The 17,465-nt window shown below is 58.6% G+C and carries 22 protein-coding genes; 6 read left to right on the top strand and 16 right to left on the bottom strand.

Annotated features, from left to right (window positions below; all coding sequences use genetic code 11):
• Positions 1-224: 224 nt before the first annotated feature.
• The 14 genes from M2360_RS09220 to flgF form a co-directional block, all read right to left on the bottom strand.
• The gene (locus M2360_RS09220; RefSeq protein WP_280774655.1) at positions 225-1,187 is read right to left on the bottom strand and encodes a flagellin; all 963 of its coding nucleotides are present in this window, start codon (positions 1,185-1,187) and stop codon (positions 225-227) included.
• Positions 1,188-1,460: 273 nt separating this feature from the next.
• A complete protein-coding gene (gene fliP, locus M2360_RS09215) occupies positions 1,461-2,219 on the bottom strand; it encodes a flagellar type III secretion system pore protein FliP (RefSeq protein WP_280774654.1) in 759 nt (252 codons plus the stop codon).
• Entirely contained in the window at positions 2,216-2,722 is a 507-nt protein-coding gene (locus tag M2360_RS09210; protein WP_280774652.1) for a flagellar basal body-associated FliL family protein, read from the bottom strand. Before M2360_RS09210 ends, fliP begins: the two co-directional genes overlap by 4 nt.
• Positions 2,723-2,764: 42 nt before the next feature.
• Complete coding sequence (flgH, locus tag M2360_RS09205; protein WP_280774650.1) at positions 2,765-3,475, bottom strand: flagellar basal body L-ring protein FlgH; 711 nt, start codon at positions 3,473-3,475, stop codon at positions 2,765-2,767.
• Positions 3,472-3,942 (bottom strand): MotE family protein, encoded by a 471-nt coding sequence (locus M2360_RS09200; RefSeq protein WP_280774924.1) that lies wholly within the window; start codon positions 3,940-3,942, stop codon positions 3,472-3,474. Before M2360_RS09200 ends, flgH begins: the two co-directional genes overlap by 4 nt.
• Before the next feature lie 74 nt (positions 3,943-4,016).
• Positions 4,017-5,132: a flagellar basal body P-ring protein FlgI gene (locus tag M2360_RS09195; RefSeq protein WP_280774648.1), complete on the bottom strand. Its 1,116-nt coding sequence runs from the start codon at positions 5,130-5,132 to the stop codon at positions 4,017-4,019.
• On the bottom strand, positions 5,129-5,599 hold the full coding sequence (flgA, locus tag M2360_RS09190) for a flagellar basal body P-ring formation chaperone FlgA (protein WP_280774646.1): 471 nt from the start codon (positions 5,597-5,599) through the stop codon (positions 5,129-5,131). Before flgA ends, M2360_RS09195 begins: the two co-directional genes overlap by 4 nt.
• 28 nt (positions 5,600-5,627) lie before the next feature.
• Positions 5,628-6,416 carry a flagellar basal-body rod protein FlgG gene (flgG, locus tag M2360_RS09185; protein ID WP_280774645.1) on the bottom strand — a complete coding sequence of 263 codons (789 nt, stop codon included), beginning with the start codon at positions 6,414-6,416 and terminating at the stop codon, positions 5,628-5,630.
• Positions 6,417-6,425: 9 nt separating this feature from the next.
• Positions 6,426-6,746: a flagellar hook-basal body complex protein FliE gene (locus M2360_RS09180; RefSeq protein ID WP_280774643.1), complete on the bottom strand. Its 321-nt coding sequence runs from the start codon at positions 6,744-6,746 to the stop codon at positions 6,426-6,428.
• On the bottom strand, positions 6,743-7,162 hold the full coding sequence (gene flgC / locus M2360_RS09175) for a flagellar basal body rod protein FlgC (RefSeq protein WP_280774641.1): 420 nt from the start codon (positions 7,160-7,162) through the stop codon (positions 6,743-6,745). Before flgC ends, M2360_RS09180 begins: the two co-directional genes overlap by 4 nt.
• Positions 7,163-7,165: 3 nt before the next feature.
• The gene (gene flgB, locus M2360_RS09170; RefSeq protein WP_280774639.1) at positions 7,166-7,549 is read right to left on the bottom strand and encodes a flagellar basal body rod protein FlgB; all 384 of its coding nucleotides are present in this window, start codon (positions 7,547-7,549) and stop codon (positions 7,166-7,168) included.
• A 174-nt stretch (positions 7,550-7,723) separates the two neighbouring features.
• Positions 7,724-8,287, bottom strand: coding sequence for a flagellar protein (locus tag M2360_RS09165; RefSeq protein ID WP_280774637.1), 564 nt, complete (start codon positions 8,285-8,287; stop codon positions 7,724-7,726).
• Positions 8,288-8,289: 2 nt separating this feature from the next.
• Entirely contained in the window at positions 8,290-9,642 is a 1,353-nt protein-coding gene (fliI, locus tag M2360_RS09160; RefSeq protein WP_280774922.1) for a flagellar protein export ATPase FliI, read from the bottom strand.
• A gap of 59 nt (positions 9,643-9,701) precedes the next feature.
• Entirely contained in the window at positions 9,702-10,427 is a 726-nt protein-coding gene (flgF, locus tag M2360_RS09155) for a flagellar basal-body rod protein FlgF (protein WP_280774635.1), read from the bottom strand.
• Between the two features lie 217 nt (positions 10,428-10,644).
• Here flgF and motA point away from each other — a divergent pair, with 217 nt between their 5' ends.
• The 6 genes from motA to M2360_RS09125 are packed head-to-tail and all read left to right on the top strand — an operon-like array spanning position 10,645 to position 15,750.
• Positions 10,645-11,520, top strand: coding sequence for a flagellar motor stator protein MotA (motA, locus tag M2360_RS09150; protein WP_280774634.1), 876 nt, complete (start codon positions 10,645-10,647; stop codon positions 11,518-11,520).
• A gap of 17 nt (positions 11,521-11,537) precedes the next feature.
• Entirely contained in the window at positions 11,538-12,470 is a 933-nt protein-coding gene (locus tag M2360_RS09145; protein ID WP_280774632.1) for a FliM/FliN family flagellar motor switch protein, read from the top strand.
• Between the two features lie 48 nt (positions 12,471-12,518).
• A complete protein-coding gene (gene fliN / locus M2360_RS09140; protein WP_280774630.1) occupies positions 12,519-13,106 on the top strand; it encodes a flagellar motor switch protein FliN in 588 nt (195 codons plus the stop codon).
• A 44-nt stretch (positions 13,107-13,150) separates the two neighbouring features.
• Entirely contained in the window at positions 13,151-14,185 is a 1,035-nt protein-coding gene (locus M2360_RS09135) for a flagellar motor switch protein FliG (protein ID WP_280774628.1), read from the top strand.
• Between the two features lie 15 nt (positions 14,186-14,200).
• Positions 14,201-15,283, top strand: coding sequence for a flagellar biosynthesis protein FlhB (gene flhB / locus M2360_RS09130; RefSeq protein ID WP_280774627.1), 1,083 nt, complete (start codon positions 14,201-14,203; stop codon positions 15,281-15,283).
• A 5-nt stretch (positions 15,284-15,288) separates the two neighbouring features.
• Positions 15,289-15,750, top strand: a complete 462-nt coding sequence (locus tag M2360_RS09125) for a hypothetical protein (RefSeq protein WP_280774625.1) — start codon at positions 15,289-15,291, stop codon at positions 15,748-15,750.
• An 18-nt stretch (positions 15,751-15,768) separates the two neighbouring features.
• Here the strand turns inward: M2360_RS09125 and M2360_RS09120 are convergent, their stop codons facing one another.
• Together M2360_RS09120 and M2360_RS09115 are read right to left on the bottom strand one after the other, a co-directional pair.
• Positions 15,769-16,410 (bottom strand): helix-turn-helix transcriptional regulator, encoded by a 642-nt coding sequence (locus M2360_RS09120; protein ID WP_280774624.1) that lies wholly within the window; start codon positions 16,408-16,410, stop codon positions 15,769-15,771.
• 102 nt (positions 16,411-16,512) lie between these two features.
• Positions 16,513-17,253 (bottom strand): helix-turn-helix transcriptional regulator, encoded by a 741-nt coding sequence (locus M2360_RS09115; protein ID WP_280774622.1) that lies wholly within the window; start codon positions 17,251-17,253, stop codon positions 16,513-16,515.
• Positions 17,254-17,465 lie beyond the last annotated feature (212 nt).

The raw sequence follows: 17,465 nt of genomic DNA, 5'->3' as shown, positions 1-17,465 counted from the left end.
AAAGGGACATTCCGGGATTGCGTCCGGTAACGAAAGGCCGCGTCATGCGTGTTAACCCTCAGTCAGGGTTAACCTGTCGTTTCGATGAGGGTAGATAAACATGTGCATGGTTAAAGAACCCTTTCTCGATCCCAAAATTAACCAAAAACCTTCACCACGATATTCCGGACACGAAAAAGCCGCCGGTTTCCCGGCGGCTCTCAAAATCAGTTTTGGTTGTACTCTTAGCGGAAGAGCTGGAGGATCGTTTCCGAGTTGGAATTGGCGATCGACAGCGACTGGATGCCGAGCTGCTGCTGCGTCTGCAACGCCTTCAGCTTGGTCGACTCTTCGTTCATGTCCGCATCGACCAGCTTGCCAACGCCCGAGTCGATCGTGTCCATGAGGTCAGCCACAAACTCGTCCTGCATGTCGATGCGGGCGTTGGTGGCGCCGAGGGTCGCGGCGGCGTCGGTCATCTGGGACAGCATGTCGTCAACGACGGAGATCATGTTGTCGATCTGATAGTCGGCGGTCGAGTCAGAAAGGCTGATTTCGGTGCCGTTCTGGGTGTTGCCGCTGTCGACAGCGATCAGGTAGTAGGAGCCGGTCGCCGTGGTCGTGCCCGTCGCGTAGGACGTGAAGTTCGCGGCGGTCAGGATGCCGTTGTCGGCGGTGTTGTTGTCGATCAGGGTCGAGTCGGCGGTGTCGTAGCTGATCAGGCCGACGGAAACGCTGCCCGTTCCATCACGGATGAAGGAGCCGACCATGTCAACGGTTTCATTGGCGGTCGAATCGTTGTTGTACAGCCAGTTTTCGCCCGAGAACGAAGCCGATTCGGAGATCGACGACAGCTGGCTCTTGAGTTCGGTCAATTCCGAATTGACCTTCTCCTTGTCCACGCCCGGTTCGCGCGCGGCGACCAGCTTGGCCTTGATTTCGTTGACGACTTCGATCGACGCATTCAGACCGGTGTAAGCGGTGTCGGTCTTGGCGGCGGCCAGACCGAGAGCGTCCTGAACGGTGCTCATCGCGGTCTTGTCGGAGCGCATGGTGGTCGCGATGGACCAATATGCGGCGTTGTCCTTGGCGGTGTCGACGCTGTAGCCGGAGGACACTGCGTTCTGGGTTTCTTCCATGCTGCTGTTGATCGAACGCAGCGTGTTCAGTGCCGCCATGGCGGACGTGTTAGTGACGATAGAACTCATCTGAGTGTCCCTTTTAACGAGTTACAGGATTAGGGACATGCCGGGCTCGATTTCCTTACCGGTCACGATGTTCGGCCTCATGCCATTCGAAGCGTCTCCCTCAAGACCTTCGATCACCGTGTATGGCTGGAGTATCGGGGTCCACTGCTTTCGAAAACCTTAAGCGGGACATTTACGGATGGGTCGCTGCAAAATATGGTTAACAAACGGAAAACGGGGCGCTTTCGCGCCCCGCATACCCAGTTTCACGTCGAAATCGACGACAGTTTTCCGTCAGTTGAAAGAGCGAACCAAGCTTCCGACCAGCAGGTTCCAACCGTCGATCAACACGAAGAACAGAATCTTGAATGGCAGTGATATCGAGGTGGGAGGCAGCATCATCATACCCATCGCCATGGTGATTGTCGCCACGATCAAATCGATCACGAGAAACGGCAAAACGATCAGGAATCCGATTTCGAAGCCGCGACGGATCTCGGAAATCATGAAGGCGGGGACGAGAACGCGCAGATCAGGCGCTCCCGCAGTGACGGCGGTCTGCCCCTTCTCCGTGGCGATATCGGCGAACAGCTTGAGGTCCTTGTCGCGCGTATTGGCCGCCATGAAATCCCGGAACGGCACAGCGATGCGGCGAAGAGCCTCTGTTTCGTCGATCTGCTCGGCCAGCAGCGGCTGAACGCCATCGCGCCAGGACCGCTCCAGAGTCGGCGACATGACGAAGAACGTCATGAACAGCGCAAGGCTGGTGAGAATCATATTGGAAGGCGTGGTCGCCAGCCCCATGCCGGACCGGAGAATCGAAAACGCGATGATGAAGCGTGGAAAACTCGTCACCATCACGAGAATGCCGGGCGCGATCGACAGGACCGTCAGGAGGCCGAACACCCGGATGATCCAGCTGGCCGCAGAGCCGCTGATCGGCGTATTGAATATTTCCGGGGTCGCCGTCTGAGCAAGCGCGGCGCCGCTTGCGGCGGCCAGCGCAAGGGACACGCCCAAAACCAAGACGGCTGTTTTTTTATGAACGGTCATTCGATCACAAAGGTCCTGAACATGATTTTCTCGACCTTGCCTTCCGACAACAGATCCGCCCTCTCCTCGAGATCTTCCTTGAGATACTGGAAGCCGCGGGGACCTTCGATCTGCTGCAGGGTAACTGTGCGGAGATAACGCGCGATGTCCTGGTGGATCGTCTCCGCCAGCGCCACATCCGGTTTGTCCTTGAACAGCAGCGCCACTTCGAGCCGTATCCACTTATCCGCCGGAAATGCGAGGTTGGTGGTGATCGCCTCAAGCTGGACGACGCCGTTTTCCTCCGTGGAAATCGTCGGAAGGCCTTCACCCTCCTTCTTTTCGCCCTCGGCTTTTTTCTCGGCGGCGGGCGGCGGCGGCACATTGACCGCCGGTGCGAGCATGCCGCCCAGGAACCAGCCCCCGGCCGCCGCGATCACCGTCACGACCGCAACCGGGACGATGGTCATGACCAGGCCCGACTTCTTTTTTTCGACCGGTTGTTCTTCCGGAATGTCGACCATGTCGTCTCCTTGCCCCCGGCGCGTCGGATGGTTTTGAAACCGTCAGAACACGCCGAAAATATCGACCGCCTGCTGACCCACCGACGGGTTCTGGATTTCGGACAGACGGCCACGGCCGCCATAGGAAATGCGGGCTTCGGCGATCTTGTCGTAGGACAGCTTGTTGTCGGCGTCGACGTCCTGCGGACGCACGATGCCGGCGAGGTTGAGGACGCGAATTTCCTGGTTAACGCGCACTTCCTGGGAACCGCTGATCAGCAGATTGCCATTGTCCAGCGTTCCAGTCACGACCACCGCGAGTTGCAGCGACAGCTTTTCATTGCGCTCGATCGAACCATCGCCTGTCGAAGACGACGACGAATTGTTACTGATCTCGCCATTGACGTCGACATCGGCAATCAAGCCTGAATTTTTCGCGGTGTAGTCCTTTGACCAGGACGTATCACGACTGCGGTCGGTCTTGTTGTCAAACGTGGCCGAATCATCAATTTCGATCGTCACCGTCAGGATATCGCCGACCTTGAGGGCGCGGGCGTCCTTGAACAGCGCCGCCTTGGAATCACTCCAGAGCGAGTAACCGGTGGCGATCTGGGCCGGCTGCTTGGGATATTGGCCCATCTCATTGGTCTTGGTGAATTGCAGGCCAGTGCCGATGGGGCTCATGGACGGGGCGCGATTGAGCTCCGTCACCGACTTTGCGTTGCATCCCGCGACGACAACGAGGCCCGCCATCAAAAAGAGTTTATAATTCATGACGGATCTTTCGATGTGCTGCGGTTGCCGGCGGCCGAGATGATCGACGCGACCATGGCAGCCTTTTTGGCTTCCATTTCGGTCAGAATCAGGCTGGACTTGCTCGGGCTGAGCTTCATGATGATCGCCGACGACAGGTTCGGATCCATCAGCTCCAGCTGTTGGGCGGCGGCGTCGGCCGCCATTTTCTTGTAGATGTCCACGAGCCCGGCTTCCGCCTGCTTGGAGAAGGCGTCGCGCTTCTTCATCCAATCCTCGTATTCCGCCTTTCGGGTTTCGAGGATGATGATGCGGTCGTCGACCTGGGCTTGCAGTTTTTCCAGCTCGATCTTCTGCAAGGCGTAGCGCTGATCGCGCGCGGCGTCGGCGATATTGGCGCAGAAGGCGCGGATTTCCTCACGCGCCGTCTTGACCGCCGGCTTCGGCGTGGATTTCTCGTGACTTTCCTCAGCCGACATCGCCGCCATCGGGCCAATGCCGAGGCAGAGGCCGATGATGACGCCGATCCGCGCGCTTGTCTTCCACAGTCCCGTCATCTTGGTCATTGCAACACCAGCTCCGCCTGTAGCGCGCCCGCCGACTTGATCCCCTGGAGAATGGCGATAACGCCGTCTGGCTTCACTCCGATCGAATTCAACCCGGACACCAAGGTTTTCAGATTGGAGCCTTTAATAATCGCCACTTTGCTGTTGGCCTGCTGCGCGATGATGTCGGTCTGCGGCTGCACGGCCGTTTCGCCATTGGAGAAAGGCAACGGCTGTACAACAGTCGGGTTTTCGCTGACTTGAACTGTCAATGTGCCGTAGCTGACGGCGACCTCGGAGATCCTGACATCGGCGCCGATTACGATGGTGCCAGTGCGTTCATTGACCACCACCTTGGCCGGCGTATCGGTGTCGATGGGAAGGTTTTCGATCTCGGCCATCAGTCGGGCGAGATCGGCGCGGCGCGGCTTTTCCACGACCACTTCCTGCGAATCGTTGACCGAAGCGATCGGGCCGCCATAGGCTTGGTTCGAAAACGCGTTGATCGCGTCGGTCATGCGCACCGCCGTCGAAAAATCGGGATTGCGCAACTGCAGGACGAGATTGACCGAGTCCTTGAAGCGCGACGGCAGGGGGCGTTCGATGATCGCGCCATTCGGCACGCGTCCGGCGGTCGTCACGCCCTGCGTCAATTGTGTGGCGTCGCCTGTCGCCGAAAAACCGGATACGATCAGCGGCCCCTGTGCGACGGCGTAGATTTGACCGTCGGCGCCGGTCAGCGAGGTCATTACGAGCGTGCCGCCGCGCAAGGAGGTGGCGTCGCCGAGCGAGCTGACGGCAACGTCCATGCGACTACCTGGACTTGCAAATGGCGGCAGCGTGGCCGTGACCATGACTGCGGCGATATTTTTGGAGCGGTTTTCGCCGCCCTGGGTGGAAATGCCGAGATTCTGCAGCATCGCGCGCAGCGACTGTTCGGTGAAGGGCGAAGAGCGCAGGCTGTCGCCAGATCCCTGCAGGCCCACCACGAGACCATAGCCAATCAACTGGTTGTCGCGGCCAGCTTGCAACGACGCGACGTCCTTGATGCGTGCAGTCGCCGCAGCCTGTGACGGCGCGGCGGTCGACAAAGTCATCAGGCTCGCCAGGATCAGGGCAACGAGTCTCTTCATTTCTGCACCACGAGGATCGAACTGTCCGGCCTGACCGTGCCGGAAATGATGACGCCGGTATCGGTATTGCGAACCTTGATGAGGTCGCCGACCACGCCGTCATTCAGCGGCGTGCCCGCGGCGGTGATCTTGAGACCGCCATTGTCATAGACAAGCACGATCTTGTCGCCGCGCCGGACCGTCCAGGCTTCCCTCAACGCGGCGATCATGATCGTGCGGTTGGGGAGTAGCGTTCTGGTCGTCACCAGACCGGCGACTTCCGAATACTTCTGGGCATAGCCGGGAGCGATATTGGGATTGGTCACCGGCACCGTCGTCAACTGGTTCTCGGTGATTTCCTGGCCCGGATAAATAATCTGGGTGGGGACGACCGCCATGCCGAAATCAGCAGCTTTCGCCGAGCCCACCATCGCCAAAGACGCCAAGGCCGCAGCCAGCGCCGTCAACATATGTCTCTTATGCCGCATGCTTGCCATCATGGTCGCCCGCTTTTCCTTACTTCATGCTCTGGCTCACCGTCTTGGACATTTCGTCCGCGGTGGTGATGACCTTGGAGTTCATTTCATAGGCGCGCTGCGCGGAGATCAGGTCGGTGATTTCCTTGACCGAATCCACGTTCGAGCTTTCGAGATAGCCCTGGCTCACATAGCCGAAGCCGGTGTCGTCGCCGACGCCGACGATCGCTGCACCCGAAGCGGCCGTCTCCTGATAGAGATTGCCGCCGAGCTCCTTCAATCCCGCCTCGTTGACGAAATTTGCCAGCTGGATCTGACCGAGCAACTGCTGATCGGTTTCCGTGCCGATCGTCGCATAGACTTCGCCGGAACGGTTGATGGTGATATCGGTGGCGTCGGTCGGCACTGTGATGGTGGGAATGACGAGATAGCCGTCAGCCGTCACCAGTTCGCCGTTTTCGTTCTTGTTGAACGCGCCGTCGCGCGTGTAGAGCGTCGACCCATCGGGGGCCTGGATCTGAAAGAAGCCGCGCCCGACGATCGCCATGTCGAAATTGTTGCTGGTTTCGCTGAGGTCGCCCTGTTCGAACAGGTTGCGGACCGCCGCGGTCTTGACGCCGAGGCCGATATTGATGCCCTCGGGCACCGTGGCCTGGTTGGCGGTGTTGGCGACGCCCGCTGCGCGATCGGTCTGATAGAGTAGATCCGTAAACTCGGCGCGCGCGCGCTTGAAGCCCGTGGTGTTGATGTTCGCGATGTTGTTCGCGATCACCTCGAGATTGGTCTGCTGTGCGTTCATGCCGGTCGCGGCGATCGATAGCGCTCTCATTCGTTACCCTCAGATGTTCATCTTCACGATGTCGAGATAGGCCGAGACGACTTTGTCGCGGAACGCCATAGCCGTTTGCAGAGTCTGGTCGGCGGTCATCACAGTCTCGACGACCTCGCGAACACTGGCCTTGCCGAGCATGCCGTCCATGGACTTGGTTTCGGCAGCCTTGAGATTGTCGACGAAGGACGCGCCGATATTGGACACGAAATCGGTGAAGCTCGCGCCAGCGGCGCCGGCGTCCATCGTGGCCAGGGTTTCGGATGGGTCGGCGATCTTTTTGGTTTCAGACGCCAGGGAAGCGCTCAATGCGCTGATGGGTTCAATCATTGCGATGACCTCAGGAGATCGATGGTTGACGAGATCAGATCGCGGGTCTGACGAATGGATTGCAGGTTGGCCTCGTAGGAGCGATTGGCTTCCCGCATGTCCGCCATTTCGAGCAGGACGTTCACATTCGGATATTTCACGATTCCGTTGGGGTCGGCGGCCGGATTGCCCGGTTCGTATTCGCTCAGGAATTCGGACTTGTCGACGCCAATCCGCTTCACCTTGACTTTCTCGACGCCAGAAGTGCGATCGAGTTCATCCGAGAAGCTGATTGTCTTGCGACGGTAGGGGTCGGCGCCCGGCGTATCGCCTGTAGAGCGCGCATTCGCCAGGTTTTCCGACACGACGCGCAAGCGCGTGGACTGGGCGGAAAGACCCGAGGCGGAAATGGCGAGAGAATCTGAAAGCGGATCCATGGATTACCCCTTCCTCACGGCCGTCAGCATCATTTTGTTGAATGCTTTGACGATTGCGGTGTTGAGGTCGTAGTCGCGACGGATCTGGCCCTGCTTCATCAACTCTTCGGAGAGATCGACGGAATTGCCGGATAGCTTTGCGACGGCTTTCTTGTCCTCGTCGGACTGGACCACATAGGTCGAGGTCGGCGAGTCGGCGAAATGGCGAGAATTGGTCGCGGCCATCGGCGTCGTCTGATTTTGCAACACGAATTCGAAGGGCTCGACGTCCTTGGCCCGGAAGGTCGGGGTATTGGCGTTGGCGATATTGCCAGAAACTGCGCCTTGGCGAACCGAAAGCCATTCTGCCTGTCGCGACGCCAATTCAAATAGTTGAATCGGTTGCATGGGTGTTCTCCGTCTTCATGACCGAACTTTTGTCTTCATGACACAATCAACCATAGAGCCAGAATCTTGCGCGGGACTTGTCCCAAAAGCCGTAATTTTCAGGGCTCGACCGCAAAACGCAAAAATGGGCGGCACGGGCCGCCCAGCTCAGTTCGCCCGGACCGGTGTCCGGGTTTATTTTCCGACGCCGTAGACTGTTCCCTTGTCGGTCACGACCACCCATTTGCCGTCGCGCTGCTCGAGCGCCGCCACCTTTGATGCGTCGGGAAGGACAGAACCGGGCTCGACCAGATAGACGCCGCCCTTGTCCTCAATCATGGCCCGACCATTGGCGACATGCAGAACCTTGAAGCGCATGGCGTCGCCAGGAAAGGCCTGGTCGAGGGCGGAGGCTCCGCTATCGTCAACCGAATCCTTGCCGATGTCGGGGATCGAGCCGGTGATGATCTTTTCGCCCGCAAGCGGATCGCCGGTCTTTTCGTCACGGTCGGCGATGGCCGCCGGCGAGGGATTGACGATCGCCCTGCCCGCCCATTCCGGAAGATCGCGCGTCAGTTCCCGCACGGCGATCTTGATGCCGAATTGATCCTCATTAAAAAACACATACCAGGGAAAGAAAGCCGCCGTCATGGCCAACGCGGCGCCCGACCAGCCGATAATGCGGTCAACGGTCCAGAAAGGTTTGCGCAGCGCCTTCTTCGGCGGTTCGACGGGTTCGTCGGCGTCAAAATCAGTCATCGTCACCTCGGGCGCCCATTGGCGCCGTTACCCGGCTGGTTGGCGTTCTTGAGCGCCGAGGCCAGATCGGCGAACGCATCGCGCGCCGGCCTTTCTCCAGGGGTCTGTTTCAGGATTTCATAGATTGGCGGCACTTGCTTGACCGCCATGTCGAGGTCGGGATCAGCGCCGGGGCGATAACCGCCGATCAGGCGCAGATCGCGCGTTTCCTCGTATTTGTGGATCAGCGTCTTGAGACGAGACACCAGTTTTTCCTCATCGGGCGTCCAGGCCTTGCGCGCCAGACGCGAGATCGAGGCAAGGGGATCGATGGGCGGATAGCGTCCTTCTTCGGCCAGGGCTCGGTCCAGCACGATATGGCCGTCGAGAATGCCGCGCGTGGCATCGGCGATCGGGTCGTTGTGATTGTCGCCATCGACCAGGATGGAGATGATCGCCGTGATCGCGCCTGCGCCTTCGGGACCGGGGCCGGCGCGTTCGAGCAATTTCGGCAACTCCGTGAACACCGAGGCTGGATAGCCGCGCGCGACTGGCGGCTCGCCCGAAGCAGTCGCCACTTCACGGATTGCATGGGCGAAACGCGTAACGCTGTCGACGATCAGCAGAACATTCTTACCCTGATCACGGAAATGCTCAGCGATCGTCACCGCCGACAGCGGCGCCATCTTGCGCAGCATCGGGCTTTCGTCCGACGTCGCAACCACCGCAACCGATTTCTTGAGATGAGGTCCCAGCGTGTCTTCGATGAATTCCCGCACTTCACGGCCGCGCTCTCCGACCAGGGCGATCACGACCCGGTCAAAAGCGTCAGCGCGAGCCAGCATGGACAGAAGCGTTGACTTGCCGACGCCGGAGCCGGCGAACACCCCGAGACGCTGGCCATGGCAAAGCGGCGCGAAGATATCGATGGCGCGCACCCCTGTGCGGAAGCCCTTCGAGACGCGCTGCCGGGTCATCGACGGCGGCGCCGTGTTGGAAATCGAGCGTGCGACAGCGCCCTGCGCGATCGGGCCGAGACCATCAATGGGCTCGCCGAGCGAATTGACCGTGCGGCCGCACCAGCTGTCATCCGGATTGAGCCTGAATGCGCCGCGCTTGAGAATGAGATCGTCGATGCCGATCGGATCGCCTGGCTCGATCGGGCAAACATAGACCAAATCGGGCTCCACCCGGACGACTTCGCCCAGATGCACGCCGGAGTCGCTGCGATGGGCGACGAATTCGCCGAGCCGCACATAGCGGGAGAGACCTGTCACGGTGTAGTGCCCGGCCGCGATCGTCTTGACGCGCCCCGCATGCGAGACCAGTGCGCCAGGTTGGTTGAACCGCTGGAACAGAGCGCCGATCGCGGCCATTCTGTCGCCGGCGTTCCCTGCCTTGTCTTCCATCAACCTATCCATTCAATTCCGCCCGGTCAGGACGCTCCACCGAGAGTTTTGATCGCGCCCGTCAGGGAGTTTTCATTGTCTCGCATGAGTTGAGTCACGTAGTCGAAGGTCCGCTGCACGGTGATCATCTCGGTCATCTGCTTGAGCGGATTGACATTGGCCTGTTCGACGTAGCCCTGAAGCACGCCGGCGTCGGCCCGGTCGACGACCGGCTGCGGCGCTTCACCGGGAATGATGGAGGCGTTGCCGGCGCGCGTGAAATTCGCGCCGATATTCGCCGACATCAGGCCCAAAGTGGCGACCGGCCTGCCATCCTGATAGAGAATTCCGTCTGTTGATGCGGTGGGCGTGCCGCCCTGGGCGTTGAGCTGGATCGGCGCTCCGCCGGCGTCGAGAACGGGATATCCCTCGAGCGTCACGAGGTCGCCGGTCTCCAGCATCGAGAACCGGCCGTCACGCGTCACGGCGTTGCCGGCAGGACTGGCGACGTGGAACCAGACATCGCCCTTGGCGGCGAAATCCAACTGATTTCCTGTCTGGGTGATGGCGCCATTGTCGGTGGCAAGATATTCTTCGCCGGGAGACACATAGCCAACGCGCGCGCCTTCCGCCTTGGTCATCACTTCGTCGAATTTCACCTGGGTCGCCCTGAAGCCGACCGTGTTCATATTGGCCAGGTTGTCGGCGATCGTATTGAGACGCTTTTCCAGCGAAAGCTGAGACGACAGCGCGACGTAAAGACTTGTATCCATGCTCGCCCTCTGACCGGGTCTCATACCCGGCGATATACTGCCTCGAGCGAAAGCCGCGCAGCCCGCGACTCCCTGTCGATGGAGAGCATCGGCGAGCTCGCTTGCGCGAACCTGTCGCCGCCGCGCACCAAATTCAGGGTGCAGAACCAACAGCTTCACACAAGCAAGAAACCGTATTCAAAGCTGGATTTATTGTGAGATCAGCGCAGGCGGCGTCATGAACATCATTATCGGCTTGGTCATTGTTTTCGGCTGCATCATCGGCAGCTTCCTTGCGACGGGCGGCCATCTTGAAGTGCTTTGGCAGCCCTACGAATTCCTCGTCATCATCGGTTGCGGCCTCGGCGCCTTCATCGCCGGCACACCGATGAAAGTGATCAAGGATTCGGGAAAAGCGATCGGCGAGGCGTTCAAGAACGCCGTTCCGAAGGAGCGCAACTATCTCGACACTCTGGGATGTCTCTATGCGCTGATGCGCGATCTGCGCACCAAGTCCCGCAACGAGATTGAAGCGCATATCGACAATCCGGACGAGTCGATCATTTTCCAGAATGCGCCCTCGGTTCTTAAGAACAAGGATCTCACCGCATTCATCTGCGACTATGTCCGGCTGATCATCATCGGCAACGCCCGCAGTCACGAAATCGAGGCGTTGATGGACGAAGAAATCCAGACGATCGATCACGACAAGATGAAGGCCTTCACCCAGCTCCAGAACATGGGCGACTCCTTCCCGGCCATCGGTATCGTGGCCGCCGTTCTCGGCGTTATCCACGCCATGGGCGCCATCACCGAACCGCCTGAAGTTCTCGGGCACCTGATCGGCGCGGCTCTTGTCGGAACGTTTACCGGTATTCTACTTTCCTACTGCATCATGAACCCGCTCATCTATATGATCAAAGCGGTCCGGGGCAAGCAGCTTCGCCTGTATGTGATCGTCAAGCAGACGCTGATCGCATATATGAACGGATCTGTTCCACAGGTCGCTCTTGAGTATGGCCGCAAGACCATTTCCTCCTATGAACGTCCGTCAATCGACGCCGTCGAGCAGGAAATGATGAACCCGGGCGGCGGCGGCGAAAAGGCGGCGTGATGACGGAGGGAGTGGCAATGCGTACACAGGCGCCGGCGATAGACCCCAAGGTTTACGCGTTGATGACCGGGGAACTGGGCACGAATCAGACGATCTCCAAGGTGTGCGTGGAGCTTGGCCATGTTTTGACCGCGTTTCTTCCCGACCTCGTCGAAATGGAAACGCAGCAGAAGATGAGCTTCTATTTCGAGCGCTGCGAAACCGGCTACAAGAACGAGTTAATCACCGATATGGCGCCGGGCACGGTGCTGATGGACGGATCGCTCAAGAATTGGTGCTCCGACTTCACAATCGCCTGTTCCTCCTCCGCGATCATCGCGCTGGTGGAGACGCTGATGGGCGGCGATCCCGCGTCGCTGGGCGCGGTCGAAGCGCGGCCCGCTTCCTCCATCGAGTTGGAAATGGCGCCATTGATCCTGGACAAGATCGCCCAGGTGATCAAATCCGCAGTCGATGCGCCCGGCAATTACGAACCGATTCTGACCAAGCCGCATAATCTCAAGAGCCGGCCGAAGCCGGCCGAAGACTATGTCGACATGTTCGCGGCACTGATTCGCATGAAGATCGAATTTGGCGACCTCACTTCCTTTTTCGAAATCGTGATTCCGCAGAAAACCCTACTCAAGACAAAAGTTCGCCACCCGGTTTCCGGCGCGCCGGCCAAGGCTGTCAACGATTGGGCCGATATTCTGGAAGACCAGGTGCGGCGGTCCGACGTGAAAGTCGAGGCCCGCATTCATCTGACGCCGCTGACGCTCGGCGTCATCGCCAAGCTGCAACCGGGCGACGTCATCCCGTTCCTGGACAAAGACGACGTTCGCGCCCAGGTCAGCGCCAATGGGCGCGACCTCTATAGCTGCGAGTTCGGCCGGGCCGGCAACAATTACACCGTACGCGTGCGGGAATCCTCTGGTTCCGACCAGGATCTCCTTAGAGACCTGCTCACCTGATCGGGTTTTGAAAAGCCTAGCGCAAGATTAAACTGGAATGATGATCGTATGGCACCGAAGAAAGCAAAAATCGAAGACGAAGTTATCGAAACCGGCGACGCAAACGCCGAGCTCGATCAAGCGATCGACGACCTTCGCGGCGTTCTAAAAGCCGACGAAGCTGGTCTCAACGATATCGCAGGGGATTTCGGCGCGGAATTCGGCGCCGACGCCGGAAGTGATTTCTCAACATCCGACACACCGATGGGATCGGAATTCGGAGGCGGCGGCGACTTCGACGGCGGCGGCTTCGGCGGCGACTTCGGTGATTCGGGTTTTGGAGGCGGCGACTTCGGGACTGGCGCGTCGATGGGCGCGGTTGCAGAGCCCGGCAGCGCGCTGCATGCCAACCTGGATCTTATCAAGGACATCCCAATTGATGTTCAAATCATTCTAGGAACTAGCAAAATGCAGGTTTCCGGCTTGATGAATCTGACCGAAGGGGCCATTATCGCTCTAGATCGGAAAATTGGCGAACCGGTCGATCTGATCGTCAATGGAAGGCTCATCGGTCGTGGTGAAATCACCATTATGGAGAATGATGAAACCCGTTTCGGCATCAAACTGTTGGAAGTTAAGTCGAGCGGCAAGTCTTAGAGTATCAGAGTTACAAACCGGAATGATTCCGGGGGAGCGTCGATATGTTCGACTTCGACAGTTTTGAGACCACCTCAGCGAGCACGCTGTCACCGCCCGAAAAGGCGGCGGCTGTGCTGCTTGCCATGGGCAGGCAGGTCGCAGGAAAATTACTTAAATATTTTACCCAGGCCGAATTGCAGGTCATCATCCATTCCGCCCAGAGACTGCGCCAGATCCCGCCGAACGAATTGATAGACCTCGTCAACGAATTCGAGGATCTGTTCACCGAAGGCGCGGGCCTCATGGACAACGCCAAGGCGATCGAGGGCATTCTCGAGGAAGGTCTGACGCCGGACGAAGTCGATGGACTGTTGGGCCGGCGCGCCGCCTTCCAGGCCTATGAGACGACGATCTGGGAACAGCTGGAAAGCGCCGAACCCGCTTTCGTCGCCAAATATCTGATCAACGAACATCCGCAGACCATCGCCTACATCATGTCGATGATGCCGTCTTCGGCCGGCGCCAAGGTGCTTCTGGAGATGCCGGAAACACGCCGCGCCGATATTCTCAACCGTACGGTCAACCTCAAGGACGTGAACCCCAAGGCGGTTCAGGTCATCGAAAGCCGCGTTCAGGATATCATTCGCGACCTCAATGCCGAGCGCAACGCGCCGGGCACGATGAAGGTGGCCGAACTGATGAACGAACTCGAGAAGAATCAGGTCGAAAACCTGCTCGATTCGCTCGAGGCGATCAGCCAGGAAGCCGCCAAGAAAGTCCGTCCGAAGATCTTCCTGTTCGAGGATCTGCTCGTCATGCCGCAGCGCAGCCGCGTCATGCTGTTCAACGACATTGCCGGCGACGTCATCACCATGGCGTTGCGGGGAGCGTCGATGGATATCCGCGAAGCCGTGCTTTCCTCGATCGGCGCGCGCCAGCGCCGCATGATCGAATCGGATCTCGGAGCGCCCGACACAACTGCGAATCCGCGCACGATAGCCATTGCCCGCCGGTCCATCGCCCAGGAAGCGATTCGACTCGCTGCCAACGGCCAGATCCAGCTCAAGGAATCCGGAGGCGCGGTCGAAGCGGCCTGACGGAGGTAAACGGGCATGGCCGAGAGCGCGGACAAGGACAGCAAGACAGAAGCACCGACTCAAAAGCGCTATAGCGAAGCTGCGGACAAGGGCAACGTGCCCTTCTCCCGCGAAATTACGGTGTTCGCCTCCACGCTCGGCATCTATGTCTACTTCGTGTTTTTTCTGCCGAGCGGCGTGGCCCAACTCTGGGATACGCTAAGAGGCGTGTTTGAGAAGCCCGAGCAATGGCGATTCGAAACCGGGACCGATATCGTGGCCCTGTTCGGCCGCGTCTTCTGGGAATCGGCTGCGATCGTCACGCCAGCCTTCATCCTGATGGCGACTTTCGGCATTGCCGCCTCGATTCTCCAGAATCTTCCAACCCCCGTGCTCGAGCGAATCGCGCCCAAATTCTCGCGGCTCAATCCCGCCGCCGGGTTTGGCCGTCTGTTCGGCATGCCGGGCATGGTGGAGTTCGGAAAATCCCTGATCAAGATCCTGGTCGTGGGGATGGTCGTGGGCTTGAGCCTGCGATCGGAATATTTCAAATCACTCGACGCGATGTATGCGGACCCCGACTTTCTGCTCAAGCGGCTGTCGTCGGATGTGCGGACGATCCTCGTCATCATCCTATTCGCCGCGGCAATCATCGCCATCGCGGACTATTTCTGGACTCATCATCATTGGTATGAAGAGCTCAAGATGACGAAGGAGGAAATCAAGGAAGAGCGAAAGCAGACGGATGGCGATCCGATGGTGAAGCAGCGCCAACGCTCTTTCGCCAGAGATCTCGCCCGCAAGCGAATGATCAATTCCGTGCCGCGCGCCACGCTCGTCATCGCCAACCCGACACACTATGCCGTCGCCCTGCGTTATGTGCGCAACGAAGATGCGGCTCCGGTTGTGGTGGCCAAGGGAACTGACCTCATCGCCCTTAAAATCCGCCAGGTCGCCGAGGAAAACGGCGTCCCAGTGTTCGAGGACCCACCTCTAGCTCGCTCCATGTTTGCGCAAGTCTCGGTGGATAGTGTCATCCCGCCGGTCTTCTACAAGGCCGTCGCCGAACTGATACAACGCATTTATGCGTCCAAGAATAAAGCCAGACGGGTTCACTGAAAACGATGAAAAAAAGCCCTTTCTCCATCGAACACGAGAAAATCGTGGCCGAGGCGTTGCGTCCCGTTGCGACAGAACTCAGGCTCATTGACGCCGCAGACCTCGTTTCGCTCCTGCGCTATGAGCGCTGGGGCAATATCGCGGATCTCGTGAACTCTGCAGCAGAGCTGTATTTCCTGCCGGGCACGATCCGCTTCGGCATAGGCGGCAATTATGAAATGGACTGGAACAAGTTGCCGCAGATCTCGCTCGACCTTGAAATCATGGCCGACGCGGTGACCGTTTACGCCCAGCTTTCACTGACGGACGAATTGGCGGGAATAGAGATCAACCACATCGCCTTTCATGAACCGAATGAAAATCCGGGTCACGATACCGCCCTGCTCGCCGAAAGCTTGGCCCGCGCCCGGTTCATCACGCCCAAGATGCAGGCGTTCGATGCCCATGCCTCCGGCTCGCTTCAATAAACTGACATCCGTGAAAATTCAGGCGATGTAGCCAAGGCGTATGGCCTTGGCGATCGCCTGGATACGGTTGACCGAATCGAGCTTAACAGTGGCCGAAGACAGATACGCATTGACCGTATGAACGGACAGGCCGAGTTGAACGGCGATCTCTTCACTCACCAAACCATCGCCAGCCAGTTGGAGACAGGCGATTTCGCGACTGGATAAGACTTCGTCCGGCGCCGAACGACGCTCGTCGAGCGTCAGGAGATCCATCATCAGTTGATGCGACTTGGCGTGCAGATCGAGAATCGTCTCCCAGGCGAGATCGAGATAGTTGGCGGAAAACACGATATAACCGTTGCCCATCGAGCCGAGGCGAACCGGAAAGGCTATCCCACAAACTGGCAGACTTCGCTGTTTGATCCGGCTGACGAAGCCGGTGAAATCTGGCGTCTCAGCCGTTTGAGCTTCACCCAAACCATTCCACAGCAGTGGCAGCGAGGATGTTTCGAGGTGATCGAGGAAAACCTGGCTGTAGTGCTCCAGGATCGCGGATGCGGCGATCTGGTTGTCCGATTGGAAATTGTCGAGAATGCAGGCCAGCTTACGCTTGCTTGGCAATCCTGAATTGTTTGTCTTGAAGACGGCGAAATTCCGCGCATGAGCCGTGCGTTGCATCGACACCAACCTCGGAAAAAAATCAGAACGGCTAAGCGAGCGAATGTTTCGCTTCGAGCCGCCGTCCATGCCTGTCTTGCCATCCTTCAAGGGAGACGCTCCTCAAACCAGATTGTGCCGCACCGCATAAGCGATTGCCTCCGATCGCGTTCGAGTGGCGGTCTTGCGCATGACGCTGGTGATGTAATTGTTGATTGTGTTTTTGGAAATGCCGATGATGGTGGCGATCTCGTCGCTCGTCTTGCCCTCAGCGATCCAATAAAGGCATTCGAGCTCACGATCCGTCAGGTCCATGTCCCTTACGCTTCGCACCGCATCACGGAACAACAGGCTGGCCAGATATCCCGCCAACAACCCCGTTTCACGCAATCGCTGTTGTGACAGGATCACATCCTGGGGGCAGATAAACATCAGGCAATACCGGGTCCGTCCGGCATTGAAGATGATCGTGCAATATTCTCGTCCAGGGTCGCCGACCGTGTTCTGATCATCGACCAGCAACGAAAATGCGGGATTAAGCACGGACAGGCATTTTTCGAGTTCCGTGCTCCGCGACAAACGCGCGAGCAATTCCCTCCCCTTGTTGCGCACAAGATCGAACGGCCAGTTGGAAGAAATGACATTGTCCAGGCCCGCTTCGCTGTTCAACTCATGTCGCGCCAGCAGGTAGCCATCCGCGCCGACGTAATCCGAGAGCGCAATGACCGCAGCAGCGACATCCTGAGCAGAGACGCTCTTGTTCAAGCGGTCCAACATCTGGTCCGCGCTGATCGTACCGTGAACCTGGGCTCTCGGTGAGCCCGACCCTTCCGTTTTCGATCCGCTGTCGCTTTTAGCGGTCACTTCACCACCCGGTCATTTGCCGCGAGTCCGTAAATCTCGCGGAAGCCTGTTCAATGTCGTCATCACGATAGATCCGAACACTTTCATGGTGAAACTGATTCGACATCGAATACAATTTTTTAATCCTTTAACTCAAGTAGCCCCCTGATTTTCGACGTGAACATGCCCGTCTACGAACAGAAAAACGCCGGCGCGGGGCCGGCGTTGTTGGT

Origin of the sequence: Rhizobium sp. SG_E_25_P2 (assembly GCF_029892285.1) — a bacterium.
In the GTDB taxonomy this organism is placed as follows: Bacteria; Pseudomonadota; Alphaproteobacteria; order Rhizobiales; family Rhizobiaceae; genus Rhizobium_E.
The sequence above is the reverse complement of the archived record's forward strand: the minus strand, read 5'-3'. Positions and strand labels throughout refer to the sequence as shown.